The following is a 25,193-nucleotide window of genomic DNA, read 5'->3' as shown; positions in this document are numbered from 1 at the left end:
TAAACATATGTTACATAAAGATAACGATATAAATTTTATAAAGTCAATAAAAGATCTAAGTGCAAAAATACAATCTGATAAAGATGATATTGAAAATGAGGCACAAACAAGATATAGTTTTATTGATCCGTTTTTAGAAGTAATGGGTTATGATCGTTCGGCTGTTAAAGTTGAGGCTTCAGCTGATTTTCCTGGTAGCAATGGCATGAAAGCCGATTATATTTTTTATTCAAAAGATAAAGAGCCTGTTATTTTAATAGAAGCTAAACATCATAAAGAAAAAATTGAAAATCATTTTAAACAATTAGTTTATTACTTTAATAATACTCGTTATAAAAAAGATACAAAAAAAGTTATATTTGAAATATTAACAAATGGCATAGAGTATAGATTTTATACTGACCTAGATAATAATAATGTACTAGACAAAGATCCTTTTATGGTTATTAATTTAGAGAAATTAACATCTAAGGATTTTGAATATCTTAAAAAGTTTTCTAGAAATTCTTTAAATATTGAAGAAGTTAAGTCTTTTGCATTAGAAAAAAAGTATACTGACAAATTTTTAGCTTATTTTATAAAAGAAATAGAAAAATACAAGTGACGATTTTCTTGAATTTTTTAAAACTAAAATTAACTTTGATAAAAAAAGTTCAGACGAAATATTTAAAAACATTATTAAAAACTCTTTTAGCATGTTTAATGAAAAAATCGATATATCAGTAGATAATAAAAAAAATAATATAGAAGATGGTACAAAACCTGGCATAAAAGATAATAATGGTAAAAAAATAATGAAGAATTTACTATAGATAGTAGCAATAGTAATAATATTAAAACTGAAAATTTAAAAAAATTTGAAAAATTAAATCCCGATATGAAAGCAATATACAACAAATTAGAAGGTTTTATCTTTGATTTAAATCCCAATGAAATCGAGAAAGTTAAAACACAGTGCTATACAGGATTTAAAGTATAGGGTGGGTGTTTTGTAGATTTTAGCTTTACACCTAGGACAAATAAAATAAATATTACTATTACTCCAAATCAAATAACTTCTGTAAAAGAAGGTTTTACTAGATACGTTAAGGATATTGGCAAATGGGGCAATGGAGATATTCAGATTCTATGTACATCGGATTCCCAAATTCAAGAAATCAAAGATCTTATTCAACTAAGTTATAATAATATTGTTTCAAAATATAAGAAAATACACTAAATAATTATTAATTTAAGTAAATAAATACATATTTGAATTTATAATTTATGATATTTATCAAGTATCTATTGCTGTCTATTTTTTTATATTTATTTTCTAGTTCTTTGTTTATTTTAAATTACTAAAAAACTGTTTTAAGTCTTAAAATAACTCTTAATTTGTTAAAGAATCAAAGAAGCTTGGTTGTTTTAATTTAAAAAGTCTTTCTTTATATATTCTTAGCTTCATAATACAAAACTTAGGTATTTACTTCGTTCTTTTTCAGAGCTATATTCTTTATTTTTATGGTACATAATATTATATTCTTGTATATAAATCTTAGTTAAATAAGTATGTCTAAATAAATGAAAATAAACTCTCTTTTTAAATCCCAACTTAATGCATTTTGACTTAATCATTTTTTGTAGTGTATTTATATCAACTTTACTTCCAGTTGAACTTAGAAACACATAAATATTCACTTTTAAGTTAAATTTAGCGTTCATTGATTTAAGTTCTTTAAAAAATTCTGGAGAGCAAAATATTACCCTATCTTTTTTGCCTTTACCCATCTTTATATGAATTATCCCAGTGCTATCTTCAATATCAGTCCACTTTTAAGCAGCAAGTTCAGATATTTTCATACCGGCAAGAAGTGCGAATTCTATAAGTAAACGATTCCTATAAGAAGTTTTGTGCCTTAAGTTAAATGAATTAAGTAATAAATTTGCTTCAGATTGAGTTAGTATTACTGGCAATTCTCTTTTCTTAGTTTTTTTGCTTTCATATATAAATGTTCCTATAATAATGGTTATTATATAACAAAAACTTCATTTTATAAAGCAATTTACCCATAAAATGTACACTTTATGGGTAAATGCACATTATATATGTATGAATTTAGTAAAAATATAGTATATTAGCATAAATAATATTAATAACAAAAACAGATATATAAAAACCAAAGAGTTTTTTTAAAACATAAGTTTAGTTGATATTAAACTATATATCTTTTATCTTTATAAAGATGAACAGTAATGAGTCTTTATTTGAAAAAGTAAAAGAATATATAGCTAATCTAAAAAGTACAACATTGGAAGAAAAAACAGAGTATACTGATAGAGAATATTTAAGTATTTTATTTAATAACTTAAAACCAAATTCAGATATTACTATTCAGCATGAACCAAAACGAAGCAAAAAAGGTTTTGGCTCACCTGACTATGTAATTAGAGTAAATAAAAGCATAGTAGGCTATATTGAAGTTAAGCGCATTGAACAAAACCTAGATGAAACACTTAAAAGTGATCAGATTAAAAAATATAAAGAACTTTCAGATAATATAATACTTACAAACTATATTGAGTTTATTTTAATACGAAGTAAAGAGGTTATAGAAAGAGAAGTATTAATATTTAAATCTGATCTTGAAAAACCAAAACCTACTGTTAGTGATACTAAAATAAATAGTGTTATAGATGTTTTTAGAAATTTTTTTAGCACTGCGCCTCAACGAATTAAAAACATAGAAGAACTTGCTAGCTTTCTTTCATATAGAGCAAGGATGCTAAAAGAATTAATTGAAAAGAATTTAGAGCTAAGTATATTTTCTAAAAAAACAAATACTTTGGTTTCAACTTATAATGTACTTAAAGAAAATATTTACAGTAATAACTTTTCTATCAATGAGTTTTCAGATTCAATTGCTCAAACTATTACATATGGAGTATTTATTGCTCGCCTTAATAATAAAGAAAATATAAAAATTAGTTTTAATAATATAAAAGAATTTATACCTTCTAATTTTTCCCTTATAAGGGATATATTAAATCTCATTAATGATATTGGAGTTAATAGAGAATATAATAGCTTAAAGTGGATTTTAGAAGAAATTATTAATGTAGTAAATAGTATTGATGCTGAACTTATTTTTAATGAGTTTTCTTTTACAAGAACTACACTAATCTCAAAAGATCCATATCTTTATTTTTATGAAGATTTTCTTGCTAAGTACGATGCTAATTTAAGAAAAGCAAAAGGTGTTTATTATACTCCTAGCCCTGTTGTTAACTTTATTGTAAGTAGTTTGCAAAAAGTTCTTAAAAAAGAATTTAAGCTAGAACTTGGATTTGCTACAAGAGATCAAGTAACGGTTCTTGATTTTGCAACTGGTACTGGTACATTTTTACTTGAAGTTATAAAAGCAATATTAGATAAAATTACAGAAAAATCTGGAAAACGACCAGAGTATATTGATAATCATATATTAAAAAATATCTATGGTTTTGAATATTTAATGGCCCCTTATGCTGTTGCACACCTTAAGCTAAGTCAATATTTAAAAGAGGTTTGTAATGTTGATTTTGATAATGAAAGAACAAGACTACAAGTATTTTTGACCAACACACTTGATATAACAAAAATTCCAGATCAAAAGGGTCTTGCAGGATTTTTCCCTGCAATTAGTGAAGAAAACGAGCTTACAAATGAAGTTAAACATAAGGAAATACTAGTAATACTTGGAAACCCACCTTATAGCACAGGATCAAAAAACAATAATGAATACATACTTAATTTAATGAAAAAGTATAAAGAAATAGAGGGTAAATCTATAAAAGAAAAAGCATTAATATCACTTAATGATGACTATGCTAAGTTTATTAGATTTGCAGAAAGTAAATTTGAAAAACCCGAAGAAGGCCTTCTTGGGGTTATTACTAATAATGGATATCTTGACAACATAACATTTAGAGGTATGAGATATCACCTTTTAAAGACCTTTGACGAAATTTATATTCTTAATCTACATGGCAACATAAGAAAAAAAGAAAAAACTGATGATGGTAGCATAGACGAGAATGTTTTTGATATTCAAACTGGAGTTGCAATTGCTATTTTTATTAAATTTAAAGAAAAAGAAAAAAAGAATAAACTGGCTAGTGTTTACTACAAAAGCATAAAAGGAAAAAGAGAAGAAAAATATGAATTCTTAAATAAGAATAATATTTATAGTATAACTTTAGAAAAGCTAGAATGCAGTCCACCTAATTACTTTTTTATTAAAAAAGATTTATCAAGTGAAGATATTTACAGTAAAGGAATTTCTTTAAATTATATTTTCAATGAATATAGTGTCGGCGTAAAAACGCATAAAGATAAAATAGCAATCGACTACACAGAAGAAAAACTTTTAAACAAACTTAATGATTTTGCAAATTTAAAAGAAGAAGATGCAAGAAATAAATATGGCATAGAAAAAGACTCTAGAGATTGGAAATTAGCAAAAGCCCAAGAGTTTTTAAAGTCTACAAATATTGATAAAAATTATGTTAAGCAAATACAGTACAGACCATTTGATAGTAGGTTTATTTATTATTCTAAAAATAAAGGGGTTGTATCAATACCTCTTTATAAAACAATGAAACATATTTTAGAAATTGAAAATAACATAGGCATTGTTGCAACAAGATTTTTATCATCAAATAATTTTTGCCATGTTTTAGCTACTTCTAATATTATAGAAATGGGCTTAATTTCAAATAGAACTAGTGAGGCAGGCTATATTTTCCCTCTTTATATAAAAGAAGATCAAGGTGTATTTAGTGTAATAAAAGAAAACTTTAAAAAAGATGAAAAAGACAATAAAGATATTTTTAGAGAATTTATTAATACTAAATACAGTAAAATATTTACTCCAGAAGAAATACTTGGTTATATTTATGCAGTGCTATACTCAAATATCTATAGAACTAGATTTATTGAATTCTTAAAAATAGACTTTCCTAAAATTATATTTGTGGATAGTGTAGAAATATTTGAAAAGTTAAGTAGGCTAGGAACTAGCATTATTAATGCTCATTTATTAAAAGATAATTTAGAAATTGACAGAAGTATCGGAGAGCATACTATAAAAATAAATCAAAATAAAAATAAAGTTATAGAAAAAATTCTATATAAAGAAGATACAAAAGAGCTTTATTATAACCCAACATGTTGTTTTAATAATGTTTCTAAAGAAGTATATGAATATGAAATTGGAAGTTATCAAATTATCAAAAACTACTTAAAGTATAGAAAAGGCAAAAAGCTTAATATTGACGAAATTGAACATCTTGAAAAAGTTATTAAAGTAATTCACTTTACAATTAAAGTACAAAAAGAAATTAACAAAATAATATCTACTCTTAAAGAATTCAATGAATAAAAAAAATATATTAAATCTTACTAAAATAGATTTTAAAATCATTTAATAAAAATATAAAATTAATTTTAATTAATACAGCTTTTTTTCTATTTCTTATAATTTCTTTTTTATTTAAATAAATAAGTTTAAAACTTATTTATTTAAATATTATTACATATTTAATATATCTAATCATATTAATCACTTTTTTGTGTGTATGTATTTATTTTTTTTAAAAAGTAAAATGGAAACAATGAAGGTTATAAATGGAATTAATTTTTATACTATACTATTGTTAAGTATTCTTTATATTTGCTTAGCAGACTAAACCATTTACAAATACTATTCATTTTAAAATGAAAATCAAATTGGGGTTATTACAAAAAAATGAGGGCTTAGCTAGATTCTCTTGTTAAAGAACTAAGCTAAACCCTTACATTACATTTTTTGCAAATTATCATAAATAGATAAGTGCAAATGTCAATACTTACACAAATATGCTATTTGTAGTGTAGCCCAATTTAAAATTAAAATCAATTTATTTTCTTTAAATTACAAAAATTATATTTAATTAAAAAAATTAATAATAAAAATTTAATATTTTTTTAAAAAGTATTTACTTTTAATTCATAATTTTACATTATATGATTAATAACAATTGTTATTAATCATAACTAGCTAGAGGGATGAAGATTATGTCAATATCAAACAATAAAAAAAGGACAAATTGCTACAATAAACATCAACATAAATTGATAGTTCTTATTTCAACACTTAAGTACATAAACACCAAATATAAGAAATACACACAAAAAATCATACTCTATTACTTTAATGAAAATCTAAAACTAAATGGTCAAGCTACCACTACATTAAGAACAATGCAAAAATATCTTTATAAATTGCAAAAAGAAATAAAAGTTACAATAAACTACTACAAACATCTGGGGGTAAATTGTGGCACTGAAATTTACTATCACCTTAATTGTGAAAAAAATGAATGCCACTTTAAAATCAACCAATACTTTCAAGAAAAAAACAATTTCGATTTACATCTAGAGTTAACAACTACATTAAAGATAAATCTACTAAAAAGGGTAGTGTAGAGTTGGGGGAGTGTTTTAATAATAAAAATATTAATATAAAAGAAGAAAAGAATAAACAGATAGAAAATTTTCAAATAATAAAATATGCCAATAAATGCAACTTTAAATGTAAAGAAATTTTTCTTTTTATTTTAAATTTAGATATTAATAAAGACTCGAAAATTAAAATGCTTAAAGTCTCAAAAATCATTGAAATTAAACTACTAAAACATAAAAATATACATTTTAATAAATCTTGCCTTAAAGATAAGCAAAATAAATTAAAAGAAATTCTAGAAAATACAAAAAAACAATTAGAAAAAAAAGGATACAATGCTGAACAATTGGAAACAGAATTTAAAAAAATATATGAAAATTACGAATTAAAACCCCATTTTATTATTGAACATCAAAAATATAACGATTTAAGCAAAATAACACTCAAATTAGAAAAATCAATTGAATTGAAAAAAGAAAATTCACAAAAAGATTATGAAAATATAAAAATAAACATTTTCAACAGGCTATATTTTGTTACCTGAAATTTCAGACGATCAGTTTTACAACATGGATGTTAGCAAATATGAAACAATGCTTAATTTAGTATTCAATGATAGGATTGCTACCAAAATTATTACTAACTATGCAATTTTTACTGAAGAACCCTCCAGAAGTTATTCTTCAGAGGCTGAAAAAGTTACTTTTGAAATTAGGGCTATTAATTGCCAAAAAACCAATCCAAATAAAAACTAAAAAGAGACTCCTGCCATGATAATGCGATACAAAATGAAAATTTTGACTAAAAACAAAACTTATGAATACCCGCCAAGAGTATTGTCCGTGTATGAATGGGACAAGGTACTGGAATTTATTAATCAAAGTGACGCTGTTTCTAAACTTAACAAAGTAAAATATCTAAGAGAAATTACAAGCTTAATGATAAGTCCAAAATTTTTAGACGAATTCTATGTGATTTTTTTAGATGCGAATAGAGAATTTATTTCTTACTACAAGGACTATCTTGTTCCTATTATTTACACCATGCAATTCAATACTTTTTATATAGACAATGATCTAAAAACCCCCGCTTTAGTATATTTGAGTGAATATGAGAATAATGTTGGTGATTTTGTTACTTTTGACTATATCAATGATAATTTTGATTATACAAAAGTAACTACTTTACTTACATCAAATTCTAATGAACTGGTTGCTAAATGAGCAAAAGAAATAGAAAGCTTCATCAAGCTATTGCAAATTTTAATGAGAGCAGAAAAAAGTATTTTAACTTACTTGACGAGATAAAGAACTATAGGTGCCACTTTCCAGTAATAATGTGAATATTTGCTCGTACGACACGGTTAAGAAATTGCCTTATGATGAGCTTATTGAAGTCAACCAAATAGCCGATCTTAAATTAGAAAAAGAATTGCACAAAGGATTTTTTTTAGTTTATGAGTTATATGATCTAATTAATTCTGATGAAAAAATCTAAAAATATCTAACAATCTAAAATTCAACAAAGAAGGAAAACCTACCTATCAAGAAGGAGCAAATAATGCAAAATAACACTATTGGTTTAGGGCTTAATTTGCTATCCAAATGAACCAATATAGCTAAAGCTGAAACAAACATAGATCATAACTACATTAATACTTTTAGCAAGGTAATAGATTTTTTCTACAAAACATATATTGAAACACTAAAAGCTATGGAACAAGCCAAATCAATGAAAATATTTGAAGAAATACAAGACATTTTAAAATACAATATCGAGAATAGAGGCTATTTCTACTAGCAAAAATAAGAGAATTATCTCCTCATTGAAAGTAAAACGCAATAAAATTATGAAAGAGTATTTAGGCACTCTTAAAAGGGGTGAAAATGCTTAAACTAGTAAACTACTTATTAATTACTTTTCTGCTATGTTGTACTACCATTGCTAGCCTACCAGACAAACCAAACCTGCCAATTATTCAAACACTAGAAACTTTAGCTAAAGATGAAGCACAACTATCAGACTATGTTATGTATCTTATAACATTTTTAGCTAAAACAAAAGTAAAAGTTAATGATCTAAATTATCCAGAATATATTTACCCCAACTTATCAACACCAAAAGACGAACACTCAATAACTTCAATAAAATATAATATCAAACTACTTTTAGAGTACATTGACAAAACAAAAACCATAACTAAAAAAGTCTATAATCAATATTCGAAATTAAAAATGTAAATTACAAAAAGGTTTTTCTTGCAAAAACTTATACTTTTTATATCTGTAAATAGACCCCACTAACTAAAATAGTGTATAATGAGCCATAGAAGGACAATATTATAAAAACCGTGCTAACAAATACTGCAAGTATAACTGAAGAACAAATATATAATGAGCTTATAAGATTGTGAATGAAACAACTAATAGCACAAGATTTATCTAAAAGATATTATCATAATGAACTTACATATAAAGATTTAGAAAATCTAGAAAAACAATTTGGGATAAAATTTGATAATCTTGCTGCTAAGATTGATGGTGTAGAAAAGAATTTAAATACTAAGATGGATTTCGTAGAAAAGAATTTAGATACCAAAATAGATGGCTTAAATGCTAAGATTGACACGGTAGAAAAGAATTTGAATACTAAGATTGACACTGTAGAAAAGAATTTGAGACAAGATATGTCTAATTTAGAACAAAATCTTAAACAAAACCTTGACGAAAAACTCAAAATTCATGAAAAATTTTTATTAGAAAAACTTAATATAAGCAACAGATTAATAATTATTATTACAATAATAATAGCTCCAATTGCTATATCTAGCACAGCAAATATTATTATGTCGATCATTAATGGGTTGTTTTCTAAATAGAAATTACAAATAATCCTCAAAATATATAACTTATAATTTCCAAACAATCCCCTAACAACCAGCAATATTTCTCAAAATAAGATCTATACTTACAAGAATAAACCTTTTTATTACTTAATGTATTGTAATGAAGATAAAAAAAGGAGTAATAATGAAAATTATAAATATATTATTTTGTTTGTTTTTAATTATGCTAAATGGCTGTAATTCTAATGATAATGACACTGTAAAAAACAATGCCAAACAATCACAAAGTAGAAAAAAGCGTGATTTAGAACAAAAAAGAGTCACAACAAGAAAAACCAAAATCTAAAGAAGAATTACTTAGAGAAAAACTATCTGAAGATGAAAAAAAACAACTTGATTGGTTAAAAACCGCTTTAACTAAAGACGGAGAATTTGATAAATTTTTAGGATATGATGAATCTAAAATAAAAGGCGCGCTTAATCATATAAAAAGTGAACTTGATAAATGTACTGGAGATAATGCGGAAAATCAAAAAAATACTTTTAAACAGATAGTCCAAGGAGCACTTAGCGGGGGTGATATAGATAATTTCAAAAGTCAAACAAATAGTACCTGTGGCAATTAATAATATAAAGCCCCCAAATAAGGGGGCTTTAAACATATTGCTATGATGCAAATATATAATCAAATTGTTTATATTCTTTTAACACGCAAAAGAATAATAGGGGACTAGAACCATAAGTAGTCCTCTTAAACACCATAAACTTTTCAAAATCTTGTAAATCCTTTAATCTATTATTTTTTTTTTGAAATAGTCTTTTATAATCTCCGCCCAATAGTTTATACTCTTAAAATCACTATTTTTCTCAAAATACGAGATTAAATCGGCTTCAATTTTCTTGATATCATCAACATTATTGGGATCTATATTCTGAATAGAGCTTATTTTTTGAATAATTGAGTTTATATTATCTTTTGTTTCAAAGTCATGTACCCAATTTTTTATGTTAGACAACGCTTCTTTAAAAATTCCATAATGATAAAAACTATCTTTTTTCTTGTTTTTGAATGGTGTAGTTTTGTTGTTCTGAATTATTGTTTTTTTCTGATTGTAATTAATATCTTGTTTTTGTTCTTGTTTTTTATTAACACTAATTTGCTTATTAGGTGTAAAATTTTCGTTTTCATAATTATTGTAAATAGGTGCTGCATCAGTATCCACTTCACTTTCTACGATAATACATACAACTAAAGCGTACCTTTTGAAATAAGTAATAGCTGAACCAACCAGTTGTGGCAATGTATTCACATTTTTAGAACCATTTTCATTGTTCCATTGTAAATTTTCTGTAAAAATTCGTGTATCAAATGATTTTCTATATCCAGTACTTTTATTGTAAAAAGTAGTTCTAATATAATCTATAACTTGACCATTTTTTCCCTCTACAGAGATTGGAAATTGCCTAAACATAAGGTCTAAATTGTGTTTTTTAATAGCGTTTTTTATTTCTCTAACTATTTCATTAAAATTCTGATATTTGTATCCCTATCCTTTAAGATTTTTATCAATCCCTGGTAAATTTATGATTAGAGTATCCATATCGTTTAAGAATTTAATTTCTGCTTGTATATTATTTTGTATATCTTGATTATTATTTATTGAAACATTGTTCATGTTTTCTTGATTTTTTTCTATGTTTGACATAATCGTCAACCTCCTGAAATTAGATTTATAAATAAATAAAATAGCAAAAACTATTTTTGCCAATTTTTATAAAAAAATTTTTGTAAAAAATGAGGGCTTAGCTAGATTCTCTTTACCAAAGAACTAAGCTAAACCCTTACATTACATTTTTTGCAAATTATCTAATTCAGGTAGTCGCAAATGTCAATATTTAAACAACTACGTTATTTGTAGTGTAGCCCATTTTAAAATTAAAATCAATTTATTTGTACCAAGTTACAAAAAGTGTATTTAATTAATGAAATTAATAATTAGAATTTAATATTTTTTTAGAAAAGTATTTACTTTTAATTCAAAATTTTGCATTATAATATTAATTATTATAAATCTAATTTCAGGAGGTTGACGATTATGTCAATATCAACCAATAAAAAAAGTCCAATTTGCTATAATAAACATCAACATAAATTAATAGTTCTTATCTCAACATTAAAGTATGTAAACAAAAAATATAAAAAATACACTCAACAAAACATACTCTATTACTTTAATGAAAATCTAAAAAGAAATGGTCAAAATCCCGTTAAATTAAAGACACTTCAAAAATATCTTTACGAATTAGAAAAAAAATTTAAAGTAACAACTAATTACTACAAACACTTGGGGATAAATTGTGGTACTGAAATTTACTATAAACTTAATTATCCAAAAAAAGAGTGTCACTATATGATAAACAAATACTTCGAAGATAAAAAACATTCTAGATTTGAAAAAAGAGCTGAAATAGGCCTTAAAGACAAATTTAATAAAAATAGGTGTGTAAATTTGGAGGAGTGTTTAAGTAATAAAAATAATAATATAAAAGAAGAAAAGAATAAACAGATAGAAAATTTTCAAATAATAAAATATGCCAATAAATGCAACTTTAAATGTAAAGAAATTTTTCCTTTTATTTTAAATTTAGATATTAATAAAGACTCGAAAATTAAAATGCTTAAAGTCTCAAAAATCATTGAAATTAAACTACTAAAACATAAAAATATACATTTTAATAAATCTTGCCTTAAAGATAAGCAAAATAAATTAAAAGAAATTCTAGAAAATACAAAAAAACAATTAGAAAAAAAAGGATACAATGCTGAACAATTGGAAACAGAATTTAAAAAAATATATGAAAATTATAAATTAAAACCCCATTTTATTATTGAACATCAAAAATATAACGATTTAAGCAGAATAACGCTCAAATTAGAAAAATCAATTGAATTAAAAAAAGAAAATTCACAAAAAAATTATGAGAATATGAAGACAAACATTTTCAATATTCTCATTGAGCAACTAAAAGAAAAGGCGAATATTGAAATTCTAAAGCCAATTATAAAAACATATTTGAATAGCAAAAAGAAATTAGAATATAATAAAGTATTTGATACATATAATTGTGAATTATTAGAACTAATAAAAAATGAAAATAATTCTTTGATGTTAAAAGAAGTTGTATGAGGATTTAATATGGAAAGCGCACCAGAACCTACAAAAAAAGGAAAATGTAAAGTAGAATGCCAAAATAAAGAACGATTTATTTTGATTGAAAAAGAAAATGGTAAAGCAATGTACCATACAAAAATAATGATGGACGTTTATAAATTCGGAGTTTATGAGAAAAAAAATGAATTTCGAGTGTCATTAAGGGCCTTGCATAATGGAGAAAGAATTGTTGAAGAAACGCATTTATACCCCATTAAAGAAGGAGATAAATTTATTGGAATTTTTTACGGGTTTAGAAAACCAATAAAAAACGCTTTTGTAAAGTATGAAACAAACGGAAATAGAAAATCTTATGGATTTGCAAGGGCATATTATATGGAAGTTAGATTTAAAGCCGGCAGTGTTTTTTTCTACTTTAAAGGACTATATCGCTTATTAGATAAACAGAGAATGAATAACCACTACAATAAAATATTATTTAGTATGTTTACAGATTTAGAAAAACAAGTATATGAATTTTATGGGAAAAAATACCCAGAACAAGGACCGTTAACAAAATGGATACTAAAAAACCTAAAATAATAACAATTGCGTCAATTAAAGGTGGTGTTGGAAAAAGCACAAGCGCTATTATACTTTCAACATTACTTGCAAAAGACAATAAAGTGCTTTTGATAGATATGGATACACAAGCATCTACTACAAGTTATTTTTATAAAAAAATTGCAAATCAAAACATTGATATTATGAATATCAATGTTTATAGAGTGTTAAAAGAAAAATTAGACATAAATGATGCAATTGTAAATATTAAAGAAAATTTGGACTTAATCCCCAGTTATTTAACTTTAAATAAATTTTTAAGTGAATCCATCCCGTTAAAAGAGTTAAGGTTGCAAAACAATTTAGAATTTTTAAGGCAGAAGTATCATTATGTAATAATAGATACTAATCCCAGTTTAGATTTCACCCTGTCAAATGCTTTAATGACCAGTAATTGTATAATAGTTCCAATGACTGCGGAAAAATGGGCAGTTGAGAGTTTAGAATTATTGGAATTCCACATGAACAATTTAAAAATAAAAATTCCAATATTTTTGATTATAACACGATTTAAGAAAAATAATACTCATAAGCAATTATTACAGCATGTTGGTTCTAAGACAGGATTTTTAGGGTTTATCCATGAACGAGAAGATTTAAATAAAAAAATTGCCAGAAATGATGAATTTGATATGACCAAAGATTATATATATGAATATAAAGAAGTATTGTCAAGATTTTTCATTATGTATGATAAATATGTTAAATAAATCCGTACGGATCCGTACGGATTATAAATAAAAGAGGTTTATTATGGAAATAGAATTAAATAAGAGGGTTTTATCAGGGGTGTCCGATCCTGACGGTGAAAAAAAATTAATTACCAAAGAGGAGATATTTGCTCATTACAATGATTTAAAAAATAGACTAAAGACCAATATAAAAAAGAAAATTTTTTATAAAGTAGAAAGTATTAGGATTTTAAAAGAAATTAAGGATAATGAATACTATAAATTAGATGGATATAAAAGTTTTGATGCTTTTATAAGAGATTATAAATTGGCAAGAACTCAAGTTTACATATATTTAAAATTAGCAAAAGCATTACAAGCAGGAATCCTTAATGAAGATTATATAATTGAGAATGGTATTTACGATTCTCTTGATTTAATAGAGGGTCAAGAAACTTTAATAATAAAAAAATCAAAACAAAATCCAATAAAGCCGTTAAGATTTCAACTTAAAAGTAAAGAAAGTTACGATTTTTACAAAAGTAATGCTAAGTTCACGGGATTTTTATTAGACAAATTATTTAATAATGAAAAAGAAATAATTAAAAGAATTATGAAAGAATATAAACAATTAAAAGGATAATACGGAGATTTTATGAACAATTTAGCGCACCGAACATACAATATAGAAAGCATAAAGAATGAATTTTTAAATATAGGGTTTAGCGAGGAGGCAATAGATTTTGGTTTTTTTCATAATAATAATTATAACTTTGAATTTTTAAAAGAGAAAATAATTGATGCAGAGAAGAATTTGCGGAAAGATATATTTAATTTAGATGCCAAAATAGATGCTGTAGAGAAGAGTTTAAATACTAAAATAGATGTTATAGAGAAGAGTTTGTAAAAAGATATATCTAGTTTAGATACTAAAATAAGTAATGTAGAAAAGGCTTTAAATGTTAAAATAGATTTCGTAGAGAAGAATTTAACTATTAAGATAGATAGTTTAGACACTAAGATAGATAGTTTAGACACTAAGATAGATAGTTTAGACACTAAGATAGATAGTGTTAAAAGTGAACTTACTAATAAGATTTAAAATGAAGTAAAGGATTTGCGTAAAGATCTTAATACGGGAAACAGACTAATACATTTTATGATATTAATAGCAGCAATTTTCGGACCAATTTTCCATGCGTTATTTACTAAATATTTATAATACATTAAATAATGCTGATGAATATTATTAAAAAGCAACAGTTTATTTTTGATCTATTCTAAATTAGAACTTATTCAAAACTTTTAACAAAAAACCTCAATAAGTTCTTTTATTGTAAAAAAGTTGGCAAAAATAGTTTTTGCTTTGATATTGTTATTAACAATATCAAAGAAGGTTGACGATTATATCAAACGGAACAAATAATAATTTAAATATACAAGAAAATATACAAAATAGAGTGTCCAAAATGATATATGCTGAGCAACAAAGTTTTATTGAATGTGAAGTATTTGAGGAAAAAACTCTTCCCATTAAAGAAAAAAGCAAATTAAGTAAGATAGGCAAAAAATTACCAGGAATAAGTAGTTAAGAGTGTTTTAGATTTAATTGTGATATTGATTTTAGTTTGAAAAGAAGCAAGCTCGATAAAATAATATAAGTAAATTAGATAATAAAAATATCTTATTAAGAAATTAAAAAATTTTATTTCATTAAATAGATATTTATTAATCTTCTTTTAGTAGAACACAATTTTAGAAAACTTCGGTATAGAATGATTTCTTTTTTCTATTAATAAGGGTTTTAAACATATAATCATTTATTTCTATTATTATTTGTAAATTTGCTTAAGATGGCTTTGAAAAAATAAATAGGGTTTTAAAGTGTCTTTTGTTAAGTATTTTTATAGTTTTATACACCCATTTATATCCTATAAAAAATAAAACAGAGCCAAAATAAATTTTGTATACAAAAAGCGCAATAGTACAGTTAAGCCTAAAAATAAAGATAAATAAATAAGTAATAAATGTAATAACCAAGAAAATATAGAAAATATTATTAGGCTGTATTATAAGTAGCGCGTAGTTTCTCAATAGCAATAATTATTTTGTTTCCCCCTTCGTCTGTTGCTTTATTAGCAAACATCTTTGCTCTTTTAAATCCATTTTCATGATCAAAAGCTATACCGGTAATGGCGCCCACAATAACATCAACAGCGTGGTCTCCTCTATCTCCATTAGCATACTTCTCAGCAGCATCTTTAAATTCATTAACAGCTTTCTTGAATTCGGTAGAAGACAAGCTAGATGCCATAACAGCAAAAGCATTGGCATAAGCCACACTAGCTGATTCTATGTTTTTTTAGAAACAGTAAGAACATCTTTAACTGTTTTTAGATTATCTAAATTTCTCTTTTTTTTCTCCGTATCATATTTTTTAGTCTCTGTATAATCGTTTTCTTTTTCTATTCTATTTTCAGCTTCTTTAGCCTTTTTTATAACTTCCTTATATTTGTTAATTGCATTATTCAAAGTGCTAGCGTCATAGCCAGTTACAGCTCGCTCTAACATTTCGTTAAGTTTAGAATACTCTTCATCTAGTTTATTGTTTTCTAGGTTGATAAGGGCTTGGCTACGTCTTGCAGAAGGCCCGTTGCTAAAACATCTAATACTATAATTAGCACAACCAGAATAAGTTGTAATAGTATTATAAGAACCTGTATATTTGTTATAAATAGAATTTAGCTTCCCTTGATATGTTATAGTTTTGTCAAAAAAGGCCTTAAGCTTATCCACATCTTCTTCGGTTAATTTGCCAGCAATCTTTTCTTGGTCGTATTTACTAACACTAGAATCAGGGGATCATCAAGTATGAGTTCACTATTAGTACGCTCTGCAATTTGAGCTAAAGCAACCTTACTAGTAATATTGCCTTTTTTGTTTCCGTCTTGTAAAATGCCTAAGCCTATATTGCCGCCAATATCCCCAGTGGCATCACTTAAAGATGTATTTTGTTTTGTTTGCATCACCATTTCTATAGAATTTACATGATACAAACATTGTTTTTACCAATATTAAAATAAACGCATTGCCTTTTATCATTCTTTTTTTTTATTCTCTCTCCAATTTATTTATTAAGTTTAAATAAAAATTAAAGCGATTTTACATATCAAATATATTATATCTTTTTATCTTGTATAAGGAAAGTAAAATATTGTTTTTTGATAGGTATTTTGTTGAAGCGAAAATAGCATGGTTGTTTGTGTATCTATTTTTAATCTAATGTATAGGGAAGATAAGCTGAGAATTAATACATATGTGATTTTTTTAAAAAAAAGACAACCATAATGATATTAGAGGGAAGGGAGGAGTTTTGATGGGTTGATTCTAGTGATTCATTAGATAAGCCAGAGATAAAGCGATTAAATTGATATGCTTGGGCGTAGGGCTTTTTAAGAATTTTGCAACTATTTAATATCTTATTTTTTGATAGTATTTAGTTAAGCTTATATGGCAATAATGGGATGTTTATTGTCTACTACAACATTTTCTGGAAAATCCTTATCAAGATTTTTTTTACATACTCATATTGAAATTTACCTTCACACGCAAGATTACCCACAATCCCCTCTTTACTTCAATTATTTTTGTTATTTACATTTATTATTTTTATATTTATACTATAAACACTAAACATATTAATACATAGTAATTTAAATACTAAATACTAAATACTAAATACTAAATACTAAATACTAAATACTAAATACTAAATGCTAAATACTAAATACTAAATACTAAATACTAAATACAATAGTTACGTATCTACTGTATTTTCTACATTATTTAAAATACCTTTATCTAAATTATTAGGAGAATCTATACTTTTTACTGTCATTTTTTAAGACTTATAGATAAAGCTAACAAGCTTTATCTATAAGCTTTTCACATAGCTTAAAGATAATTTTCTATAAAAGTTATTTTTTTTGTTTATTTTAACATCACGAAGCATACTTTCAGTATTAACTGCTGTTTTCTTTGGCCCTAAGTTAGTCAAGATAAATAGAAATTAGATAATTGATATCAAAATATAATTTAAGACATTATGTTTATTATAGGAGTATAAATATGAAAAAATTAATAAAAATATTACTGTCAAGTTTATTTTTAATACTCTCAATATCTTGTTCTTTAGATAATGAAGGTGTAAATTCAAAAGATTACGAGTCAAAAAAACAGAGTATATTAGGTGAATTAAATCAGCTATTGGGGCAAACTACAAATTCACTAAAAGAAGCAAAAAATACAACAGATAATTTAAATGCATCAAATGAGGCAAATAAAGTTGTAGAAGCAGTTATAAGTGTGGTTAATTTAATTTCATCTGCTGCAGATCAGGTAAAAGGTGCAACAACAAATATGCACGATTTAGCTCAAATGGCAGAAATAGATTTAGAAAAAATAAAGGAATCTAGTGATAAAGTAATAGTTGCGGCTAATGTTGCGAAAGAAGCATATAACCTTACTAAAGCAGTAGAACAAAATATGCAAAAACTGTATAAAGAGCAAGAAGAGCAACTAAAACACTATCTGATTCTGATGAAATAGAACAAGTTTCTGATGAAATAAAACAAGTTTCTGATGAAATAAAACAAGCTAAAGAGGCTGTAGAAATAGCTTGGAAAGCCACAGTAAAAGTAAAAGATGAGTTAATTGATGTAGAAAATGCAGTCAAAGAGGCATTGGATAAAATAAAGACAGAAACCGCGAACAATACAAAACTTACAGATATAGAAGAAGTAGCAGAGTTAGTATTACAAATAGCCAAAAATGTAGCGGAAATAGCGCAAGAAGTTGTGGCCCTGTTAAATACTTAAATATATTTTTATTAACTAGATTGTGGAATTAGTTAAAGCTTTTAAGAATAAATTTCTTAAACAAAAAATGTAAGGCCAAAATTATAGCTATTTTTAATAATGTTGATGAGTAAATTAATAAAAAAGAATATCTCTTAGTTAAGATATGTGTGGTTACTATTATAAGAGAGTCTTCTTTAAAAGAAGGCTCTAATTTAAATATATTAATATTTAAATATTTTATTATCCATTTTAAGACTTACTTAAAACATTTTTTGCATTTTCAATAAGTTCTTTTATAATCCTATTTTTTCTCATTGTTAAACCTTTTTAAAATAAGAGCTTTCTGAGCTCTTTAAAGTATTTTTTATTTTATTTAAAGCCTGTTTAGATAATTGTGATACTGACCTATTTTCACTTTCCAATCTTTTAATAATGCCTTCTTTTAAACTTTCCTTAACTTTACATAAAAATAAAGCCGCAGCTCTTATATTTTGTTTTTCAATATCAATATAACTCATGATTTCATCAAGTTTATCTCCCATATTTAAATTATTTTGCAATTGTGTTAGTTTCTTTGTGTGATTTTTATTGTTATGATCATTTTTATTAATGATGTTTTTTTGTTTCTAGTTTTAGTTGTCGCATCATAAAAATCATTTTTTATTTAAGTATATTCATGTTTAAGTGGACATACACTCTCAATTAACTGGAAAATTCAGGGTCTCTAATAAGATTCTCTATATCTTTAATTGCTTTATTCACTTTTTTTCTTTCTTGGTAGAAGGGAAAGGATCCCTTTTTTTTATCTCTTTTTTTGATTATGCTTAATTGAAATGGTTAGTATTCTGATTATTTTTAGATAACACGTTTGATAAAAAAATAACAACAAATTCAAAATTTTTAGATTCTATATATACCTATTAGCAAGATCAATCCCAAAACAAACAGTAACGCTATCCGAAAAAATACATCATAACCTCGAATAGAACATCACCAAAATCTTGAAAATTAATATCAAAATTCCAAGGCTTCAAATCAAAATTATCAATAAGTTAGCTACAATCTAGAAATTAGAAAAAATTGATAAAGATCTGCTCTGAAATCCTAACATGTTCAAGAAAATATACGAATAGCTGAAATAATTGTCGTTCAACACGATTTTCTAGAGATTTTTAACATCAATTCCAAATATCAGATTAGTAGTGAAAAAAACACTAATGAATAGAATAATTTACTTGTCTCTAAATTACGAAATACAAAAAATAGAAATATTAAAAGAAATGCTTGAAAAACTTAAAAAAATCCTCTGAAAAAATTTTCAACTCAAAGTTTTCTTCATCAAATTGTGCTAAATATTCAATTTCAATTAGACAAGTATTGAAAAAAGTATAAGATGAATTACGCATGCTAAACCAAGAAGATTCCTAAGAATTATTACAATATATAGGAAAGAATTTAAAGATAAAACACAACTTTGCGAAAACCTTAACCGCAACTATTGAAGCTTGCAATCGAAATTTTTTAGATATTAAAACAAATATAAAAAATCTCGAAGACCATTTTATGAAAGAATACTTAGATTTTATTCCCTAGATCTATTAAATCCATACAAATTGTTGCACTTTATATTTTTAAAAGAGAAGAATTAACTTATATTCTTAAAATTCATGCAATCTAAATTCACGCTAAAAACATCAATGGAAATTAAATTTTTAATATCAAATAAGTTTAATACCAATTGATAAAAATATTAAATTGTAATATTATTATTTTGAATTAAAATTATTATTTAATAATATAAATTTATAAGGAGAGCATTTTGGAAAATTCTAAATTAAATATTATTAGGCTTAACGTTATTACAGCAATATTAACTTCAATTTGCATATCATGTGCACCTTTTGGCAGTGTTAATCCAAACAAACTAAAAAATCCTACTACTTCTAAAATTCCCAAAAAAGTAAAGCGAAGCAACAATTCTAGAAATCTAAAAAACCTAAAAAGCCATACCAATTCAGCAAATTCATCAGAAAATAACAAAAATTTTGAAAATGAATCTCAAGATTCAAAATCTTCAAATCAAAATTCTCAAGAAGAAACCACAATCTCAAAATTAGAAAACATTGGTAAAGGTATAGAAGCTCAAAAAAAGGAAGAAAATGCACAAATAGCTAAATTTGATGGTGTTCAATATGATTTCTTAGAGACTTTTAAACTTCAAAGAGGTGATTATTTTATGTTTCATGCAAAAATGAAATTAAAAAGAATAATTTATTCATCCCTAAATTACGATACAAAAAAAATATTGGCATTAAAAGAAATTCTTGAAAAACTTGATACAACAGATAAGAACCGAAGAGTAGCTGGTAAATTTCTCGAAACATCAAGGAATATTCAACTGGAATTAGAAGATACGCATTTAAAAAAAATACAAGATGCATTACGACGCGCTCCAAGCAAAAAAGAAGCCGAAACGTTACTACAAGATGTAAAACGTGATTTAAAGATAAAACAAAACTTTGCTAAAAGCTTAAACGCAACTATTGACGCTTACAATAAAGATGTTGGTGGCATTAGAACAAATGATGAAGCGCTAGTAAAGCACATAAAGGATAAATACTCTCATCCTCTTTATCTACTAAATCAAGCTGATTAATCTAAACAAAAAAAAATAATATGCTGCACTTGATATTTTAAAAAGAGAAGTTAATTCTTCTCTTTTTTTATTCATACAATCTAAATTAGCGCTAAAAACATGCAATAGAAATTAAATTTTCAATATTAAATTTATTTAATATTGTTGTTTTAAATTAAAACTAATGTTTGGTAATTCAAATTCATAAGGAGAGCATTTTGAAAAACCCTAAATTAGATATTATTAAGCTTAACTTTATTACAGCAATATTAACTTCAATTTGCATATCATGTGTATCTATTTGGAAAGGTCAATCCAAAACCTCATATCAATACTAATTTAGAAAATAACCAAAATCAAAGTTTAGAGAAGCTTTTCGTATAAGTTTTATAATTTTTAGGATTATAACTCTATTTCTAAGATTTTTTAGTTTGCAAAACTTTATATGCTTGCTCTAATGTAATAAGCTCTACATTTGCCTTATTCATCTTATCGTTAAGTTCTTTTTGTTTATTCTTAGCATTCTCAAACAAGCTTTTAGCATTCTTGATTGCTTTTTGAGCACCAGCTACCCAAGAATAGTAAAGATAATTATACCCTAAAGAAGGTATATCTTTTATAGCCTCTTCTAAAGCCCCTTCTGCTTTTCTTTTTGCATTCTCAAAATCATCCTTAGTAGATCTTGCTAAAGCACCAATTGCATCATTGTAATGAGATTTAGCAGAAGCATGGCTGCTATTAACCTTATAATGTATTGTTGTTAGTATTATATTTAGATTTTATAGCAGTATTTAAATAAGAACGATCGCCCTCAATAACACTTTTTATCTTATCAAGTTTTGATTTTGTTGTTTCTAAGTCCGAAGTTATTTTTTCAGTTTTTTCTAAAAAAGTTTCAGCTTCGTACATAATTCCCCTAGCAGTAATAGCTTCATTAGATTCCTTATTAACTTATTGAGATTTTCTATTAGCATTATGTTTATTGTTATCTGCTTTGCTAGTATTAGAGTGCTTTGTGTTTAAAATATTATTTGTTTGTGCTCCTAAATTATTACTTTCTTCACTTTTCTTTATGATATTTTCTTTTTCCTTGCTTTTATTCTTATTATTTTGTGTATATACAGGTGCAGAAATACAAGCCAAAAAAAAGGAGAAAAAAGAGAATTTCCCCCAGTTTGGACCAGAAGATTTGAATTATGACTACATGTATAGGTACATTATTGATTGGATTGAAAAAAATATGAAACCAATAAAGCCAAATTTTCGTGGTTTACCTTTGAAAAGATGGGTGATAATGACTATCTACTGAAAATTAAAAGGGGCGCTAATCTTAAGAAAGTCTTAGCTAGGATTGTTAAAGAGTATAAAGACGTATTTCTAGAAAAGCTAGAAAATAAAAGTCCTAAGCCAAAAGCCCAAAAGGGGAGTCAAGGTAGCAGTGGCGGTCCTCCTGCTTCTCCAGGTGTCCCCGGTAGCGGGGGGGGGAGGATAAAGAGTAGTGGATAGATTCGGAATTGAAGTTTTTGAGCCTAGAAAGGAGGTAAAATATTAGATTCTTCATAAAAAAAGGAGGGATGAAAAAATCAGTAGAAAGGGGTATCCCAACTATTAGAAAACAGATCCCTTTAAAAAATAACACTTTTTTTTCAAGAAAGAAATCGTGGGCGATAGAACCATGTACCACACCATATTGAATAATATTTTGAGGGGGTTCGACGTAAAATCAGAAAAAGTATTTGTCTTTTTTACAAATTTGTTCACCAAAGAGAAAAAATACGTTACCCTATTCCCAACAAGGAAAGGGGATGAATTTTTAGGGATGTTTTACGGATATAAGAAGATTAGGAATAATCCTTTTTACAGTGACTATACTTCTGTTTGCAACTTCTCCAAAAAAAAATCAAAACCTACAATAAATCTTATTTCATTGAATTTAGGTTCAAAAAAGGGAGTGTGTTTTGCTATTTGCATACCATTGCTTATCTACTTGCAGAACGCCAGCTTGCTTGTTAATAGAAAATTATATAAGCAAATTTTGAATTTGAAAAAAGCAGTTTTTGCGTTTTACTCTAAAGATTTGATTCCCGGAGGCGTTATAACTAAGTGGATTCAAAAAACTAAGGAAAAAAAGTTAGATCTAATGGATCGAATTGGAAATTTGATCAACCCCCCTGGGCACTTTACGAGAAGTCGGCCGCGTCGGTGGTGAAATATGCCGTTATTTAGTCTTGATTTATGTTATAATATAATTATTAAGAGAGTTAATCATGAAAGTAGCGTTGACAGCAAATATTACTGAAGAACAAATATACAAAGAGTTTATTCGATTAGGAATGGAACAATTAATAGCTCAAGATTTATCCAAAAGATATTATCACAATGAGCTTACATATAGAGATTTAGAGAATTTAGAAAAACAATTTGGTTTAAAGTTTGAGAATCTTGATTTTAAGATTGATACCGTAAAGAATGAGCTCAATACTAAGATAGATAATGTAGAGAAGAATTTACAAAAGGATATATCTAATTTAGATGCTAAGATAGATTCTGTAGAGAAGAATTTAGATGCCAAGATAGATAATGTAGAGAAGAATTTACAAAAGGATATATCTAATTTAGATGCTAAGATAGATTCTGTAGAGAAGAATTTAGATGCTAAGATAGATTCTGTAGAGAAGAATTTAGATGCTAAGATAGATTCTGTAGAGAAGAATTTAAATACCAAAATAGATAATTTGTCACAAGATATAAAACAAAATCTTGACGAAAAACTAGAAATTTTTGGAAAATTCTTATCAGAAAAAATGGAAACCAATAATCAATTATTATCAGAAAAACTCAAGGTGAGTAACAGAATAATAACCATTGCGGCAATAGTAGTAATTCCTATTGCTATATCTATTCTAGTTCCTTATGTTGTGTCGCTGATTGGCAGCTATTTGAATTAGCTTGCAAAGAATTTTTCCCCCCGATTAATTAAAAATATTAATTAATTAAAAAGATTTTGTATATAATTCGCTTTTGTAATTTACAAGTATTTTTGTAAATGCCCAATTTTCTTAAGTTAGCATTAATGTATAATTTTAGATTATGCAAATTTTTGCAAGGTTCCTTTTCAGTGAAAAAATTCGAAATCAGATTAATAATTGTAAGTTTGGTTTCAGTAGAACTGTTTAGATAATAATTTAGATTGCTTTGATTGAGCTTTAGAGGTGCAAATGATTTAATGTAATTGAATTTTTGTGATAGATTTAATATACAAGGTGTTTTAACTAAGAAAAAGTTTTGTGAGTTAGAGTTATATGTAATTTAGTTTAAAGTTTCTTTTGACTTTGCAAGCAAAAGAGTAAATAATTTTCAGTTGTTTAGCAGTAATCCCAAAACCAAATATATTGTTTGCCACATAATTAATTCTACGTGCATCAATAGATAGTAATCTATTTTTGTCTAAATTTTCAATACATCTGGAAATTTCATTAGAGCAAATTAGAGAATATGTTTCAATTTGTAAACCGTTATCCAATGCATAAGAAAGTATATCGGATTTGAAATTGTAAGGAGTTTTGATATTTTGATTTTTTAGATGAGCTAATGAAATTCCAGAAGCCATAATAATTCCAAGTAATTGGTGAGTAGTGCTAGTAGAATTGATAAGATGTTTGCTAATTAGAATAAATTCATCTAGATTTATTCTGTAAAAATTTTTCCGTTTAGCAGATTTTCTTTTAAAAAAGAACCTGAATAAAAACATATAAACATTATATACTTTTATGTAAAAATTGTAAAAATTAAAGTTTTATTTTTTCTAGTTAAAGTTTTGCTGTTTGGTAGATATAGTTTTAACTATTTAGGTTAATCTTTAGAGTGGAAATATCTATACTAATTAAAAATTATATATATAATTTTTAATTAGTATAGATATTTCCACTCTAAAGATTAACCT

Annotated in this window: 24 protein-coding genes and 9 pseudogenes; 24 read left to right on the top strand and 9 right to left on the bottom strand. The window is 25.6% G+C overall.

Annotated features, from left to right (window positions below; translation table 11 throughout):
• The first annotated feature begins 7 nt into the window (after nt 1-7).
• The gene (locus HNP63_RS06870) at nt 8-604 is read left to right on the top strand and encodes a type I restriction enzyme HsdR N-terminal domain-containing protein (protein ID WP_235685155.1); all 597 of its coding nucleotides are present in this window, start codon (nt 8-10) and stop codon (nt 602-604) included.
• Between the two features lie 839 nt (nt 605-1,443).
• Here HNP63_RS06870 and HNP63_RS05185 read toward each other — a convergent pair.
• Together HNP63_RS05185 and HNP63_RS05180 are read right to left on the bottom strand one after the other, a co-directional pair.
• Entirely contained in the window at nt 1,444-1,803 is a 360-nt protein-coding gene (locus HNP63_RS05185; RefSeq protein WP_373477047.1) for a tyrosine-type recombinase/integrase, read from the bottom strand.
• Between the two features lie 12 nt (nt 1,804-1,815).
• On the bottom strand, nt 1,816-1,956 hold the full coding sequence (locus tag HNP63_RS05180; RefSeq protein ID WP_183227390.1) for a hypothetical protein: 141 nt from the start codon (nt 1,954-1,956) through the stop codon (nt 1,816-1,818).
• Between the two features lie 269 nt (nt 1,957-2,225).
• Here HNP63_RS05180 and HNP63_RS05175 point away from each other — a divergent pair, with 269 nt between their 5' ends.
• From HNP63_RS05175 to HNP63_RS05135, 9 genes and pseudogenes are all read left to right on the top strand, one after another.
• Complete coding sequence (locus HNP63_RS05175; protein ID WP_183227388.1) at nt 2,226-5,402, top strand: type ISP restriction/modification enzyme; 3,177 nt, start codon at nt 2,226-2,228, stop codon at nt 5,400-5,402.
• A 674-nt stretch (nt 5,403-6,076) separates the two neighbouring features.
• Nucleotides 6,077-6,993: pseudogene (locus tag HNP63_RS06865) on the top strand (plasmid maintenance protein); the annotation flags it as partial.
• A pseudogene (locus tag HNP63_RS07100) lies at nt 6,983-7,219 on the top strand (DUF1463 family protein); the annotation flags it as partial. The pseudogenes HNP63_RS06865 and HNP63_RS07100, both read left to right, overlap by 11 nt.
• A 15-nt stretch (nt 7,220-7,234) precedes the next feature.
• Entirely contained in the window at nt 7,235-7,687 is a 453-nt protein-coding gene (locus tag HNP63_RS05160) for a DUF1473 family protein (protein WP_183227386.1), read from the top strand.
• Nucleotides 7,684-7,961 (top strand): annotated as a pseudogene (locus HNP63_RS05155) (DUF1322 family protein). Before HNP63_RS05160 ends, HNP63_RS05155 begins: the two are co-directional and overlap by 4 nt.
• A gap of 117 nt (nt 7,962-8,078) precedes the next feature.
• Nucleotides 8,079-8,358 (top strand): annotated as a pseudogene (locus HNP63_RS05150) (BlyB family putative holin accessory protein).
• Entirely contained in the window at nt 8,351-8,704 is a 354-nt protein-coding gene (locus HNP63_RS05145; RefSeq protein ID WP_183227384.1) for a BBA14 family lipoprotein, read from the top strand. Before HNP63_RS05150 ends, HNP63_RS05145 begins: the two are co-directional and overlap by 8 nt.
• Nucleotides 8,705-8,805: 101 nt before the next feature.
• A pseudogene (bdr, locus tag HNP63_RS05140) lies at nt 8,806-9,342 on the top strand (Bdr family repetitive protein).
• A gap of 151 nt (nt 9,343-9,493) precedes the next feature.
• Nucleotides 9,494-9,935 (top strand): annotated as a pseudogene (locus HNP63_RS05135) (Mlp family lipoprotein).
• 40 nt (nt 9,936-9,975) lie between these two features.
• On the opposite strand, the pseudogene HNP63_RS05130 reads toward HNP63_RS05135, so the two are convergent.
• Nucleotides 9,976-10,985: pseudogene (locus HNP63_RS05130) on the bottom strand (ERF family protein).
• A 420-nt stretch (nt 10,986-11,405) separates the two neighbouring features.
• Here HNP63_RS05130 and HNP63_RS05125 point away from each other — a divergent pair.
• The 6 genes and pseudogenes from HNP63_RS05125 to HNP63_RS05100 form a co-directional block, all read left to right on the top strand.
• On the top strand, nt 11,406-12,497 hold the full coding sequence (locus tag HNP63_RS05125) for a plasmid maintenance protein (protein ID WP_183227380.1): 1,092 nt from the start codon (nt 11,406-11,408) through the stop codon (nt 12,495-12,497).
• 9 nt (nt 12,498-12,506) lie between these two features.
• Nucleotides 12,507-13,064 carry a DUF226 domain-containing protein gene (locus HNP63_RS05120; protein ID WP_011703964.1) on the top strand — a complete coding sequence of 186 codons (558 nt, stop codon included), beginning with the start codon at nt 12,507-12,509 and terminating at the stop codon, nt 13,062-13,064.
• Nucleotides 13,040-13,795, top strand: coding sequence for a ParA family protein (locus tag HNP63_RS05115; protein ID WP_011703965.1), 756 nt, complete (start codon nt 13,040-13,042; stop codon nt 13,793-13,795). Before HNP63_RS05120 ends, HNP63_RS05115 begins: the two co-directional genes overlap by 25 nt.
• A gap of 43 nt (nt 13,796-13,838) precedes the next feature.
• Nucleotides 13,839-14,399 carry a chromosome replication/partitioning protein gene (locus HNP63_RS05110; protein ID WP_011703966.1) on the top strand — a complete coding sequence of 187 codons (561 nt, stop codon included), beginning with the start codon at nt 13,839-13,841 and terminating at the stop codon, nt 14,397-14,399.
• Between the two features lie 12 nt (nt 14,400-14,411).
• Nucleotides 14,412-14,978 (top strand): annotated as a pseudogene (gene bdr / locus HNP63_RS06860) (Bdr family repetitive protein).
• A gap of 184 nt (nt 14,979-15,162) precedes the next feature.
• Nucleotides 15,163-15,408: pseudogene (locus HNP63_RS05100) on the top strand (DUF244 domain-containing protein); the annotation flags it as partial.
• A gap of 407 nt (nt 15,409-15,815) precedes the next feature.
• On the opposite strand, the gene HNP63_RS06855 reads toward HNP63_RS05100, so the two are convergent.
• The 3 genes from HNP63_RS06855 to HNP63_RS06845 are packed head-to-tail and all read right to left on the bottom strand — an operon-like array spanning nt 15,816 to nt 16,812.
• A complete protein-coding gene (locus HNP63_RS06855; protein ID WP_011703969.1) occupies nt 15,816-16,097 on the bottom strand; it encodes a hypothetical protein in 282 nt (93 codons plus the stop codon).
• A gap of 11 nt (nt 16,098-16,108) precedes the next feature.
• Nucleotides 16,109-16,552, bottom strand: coding sequence for a hypothetical protein (locus tag HNP63_RS06850; protein ID WP_011703970.1), 444 nt, complete (start codon nt 16,550-16,552; stop codon nt 16,109-16,111).
• Between the two features lie 11 nt (nt 16,553-16,563).
• Nucleotides 16,564-16,812 carry a hypothetical protein gene (locus HNP63_RS06845; protein ID WP_235685154.1) on the bottom strand — a complete coding sequence of 83 codons (249 nt, stop codon included), beginning with the start codon at nt 16,810-16,812 and terminating at the stop codon, nt 16,564-16,566.
• A 1,072-nt stretch (nt 16,813-17,884) separates the two neighbouring features.
• Here HNP63_RS06845 and HNP63_RS07095 point away from each other — a divergent pair.
• A complete protein-coding gene (locus HNP63_RS07095; protein WP_011703972.1) occupies nt 17,885-18,364 on the top strand; it encodes an OspD family protein in 480 nt (159 codons plus the stop codon).
• Nucleotides 18,361-18,633, top strand: a complete 273-nt coding sequence (locus tag HNP63_RS07090; RefSeq protein ID WP_373477046.1) for an OspD family protein — start codon at nt 18,361-18,363, stop codon at nt 18,631-18,633. The genes HNP63_RS07095 and HNP63_RS07090 overlap by 4 nt, the downstream gene beginning before the upstream one ends.
• Nucleotides 18,634-18,932: 299 nt before the next feature.
• On the opposite strand, the gene HNP63_RS05075 is transcribed toward HNP63_RS07090, so the two are convergent.
• Entirely contained in the window at nt 18,933-19,175 is a 243-nt protein-coding gene (locus HNP63_RS05075) for a P12 family lipoprotein (RefSeq protein ID WP_235685153.1), read from the bottom strand.
• Between the two features lie 657 nt (nt 19,176-19,832).
• On the opposite strand from HNP63_RS05075, the gene HNP63_RS07085 reads away from it, so the two are divergent.
• The 3 genes from HNP63_RS07085 to HNP63_RS05060 all read left to right on the top strand — a co-directional run bounded on the left by HNP63_RS07085 (nt 19,833) and on the right by HNP63_RS05060 (nt 21,588).
• Complete coding sequence (locus tag HNP63_RS07085; protein WP_157861267.1) at nt 19,833-19,925, top strand: complement regulator-acquiring protein; 93 nt, start codon at nt 19,833-19,835, stop codon at nt 19,923-19,925.
• Between the two features lie 509 nt (nt 19,926-20,434).
• Nucleotides 20,435-21,271, top strand: coding sequence for a complement regulator-acquiring protein (locus HNP63_RS05065; RefSeq protein WP_183227378.1), 837 nt, complete (start codon nt 20,435-20,437; stop codon nt 21,269-21,271).
• A gap of 197 nt (nt 21,272-21,468) precedes the next feature.
• Nucleotides 21,469-21,588 (top strand): complement regulator-acquiring protein, encoded by a 120-nt coding sequence (locus tag HNP63_RS05060; RefSeq protein WP_235685152.1) that lies wholly within the window; start codon nt 21,469-21,471, stop codon nt 21,586-21,588.
• Between the two features lie 406 nt (nt 21,589-21,994).
• Here HNP63_RS05060 and HNP63_RS06840 read toward each other — a convergent pair whose 3' ends face one another.
• Complete coding sequence (locus HNP63_RS06840) at nt 21,995-22,159, bottom strand: hypothetical protein (RefSeq protein ID WP_235685151.1); 165 nt, start codon at nt 22,157-22,159, stop codon at nt 21,995-21,997.
• 375 nt (nt 22,160-22,534) lie between these two features.
• On the opposite strand from HNP63_RS06840, the gene HNP63_RS06835 reads away from it, so the two are divergent.
• The 3 genes from HNP63_RS06835 to bdr (HNP63_RS05040) all read left to right on the top strand — a co-directional run bounded on the left by HNP63_RS06835 (nt 22,535) and on the right by bdr (HNP63_RS05040) (nt 24,198).
• Nucleotides 22,535-22,756: a hypothetical protein gene (locus HNP63_RS06835; RefSeq protein ID WP_235685150.1), complete on the top strand. Its 222-nt coding sequence runs from the start codon at nt 22,535-22,537 to the stop codon at nt 22,754-22,756.
• A gap of 154 nt (nt 22,757-22,910) precedes the next feature.
• Nucleotides 22,911-23,459: a DUF226 domain-containing protein gene (locus HNP63_RS05045; protein ID WP_373477045.1), complete on the top strand. Its 549-nt coding sequence runs from the start codon at nt 22,911-22,913 to the stop codon at nt 23,457-23,459.
• Nucleotides 23,460-23,517: 58 nt separating this feature from the next.
• On the top strand, nt 23,518-24,198 hold the full coding sequence (bdr, locus tag HNP63_RS05040) for a Bdr family repetitive protein (protein ID WP_183227376.1): 681 nt from the start codon (nt 23,518-23,520) through the stop codon (nt 24,196-24,198).
• Nucleotides 24,199-24,548: 350 nt separating this feature from the next.
• Here the strand turns inward: bdr (HNP63_RS05040) and HNP63_RS05035 are convergent, their stop codons facing one another.
• The gene (locus HNP63_RS05035) at nt 24,549-25,001 is read right to left on the bottom strand and encodes a hypothetical protein (protein WP_183227374.1); all 453 of its coding nucleotides are present in this window, start codon (nt 24,999-25,001) and stop codon (nt 24,549-24,551) included.
• Nucleotides 25,002-25,193 lie beyond the last annotated feature (192 nt).

Source organism: Borreliella afzelii, assembly GCF_014202295.1.
Lineage (GTDB): Bacteria > Spirochaetota > Spirochaetia > Borreliales > Borreliaceae > Borreliella > Borreliella afzelii.
Note: the sequence above shows the minus strand (reverse complement) of the source record. Positions and strands in the feature narration are given on the sequence as shown.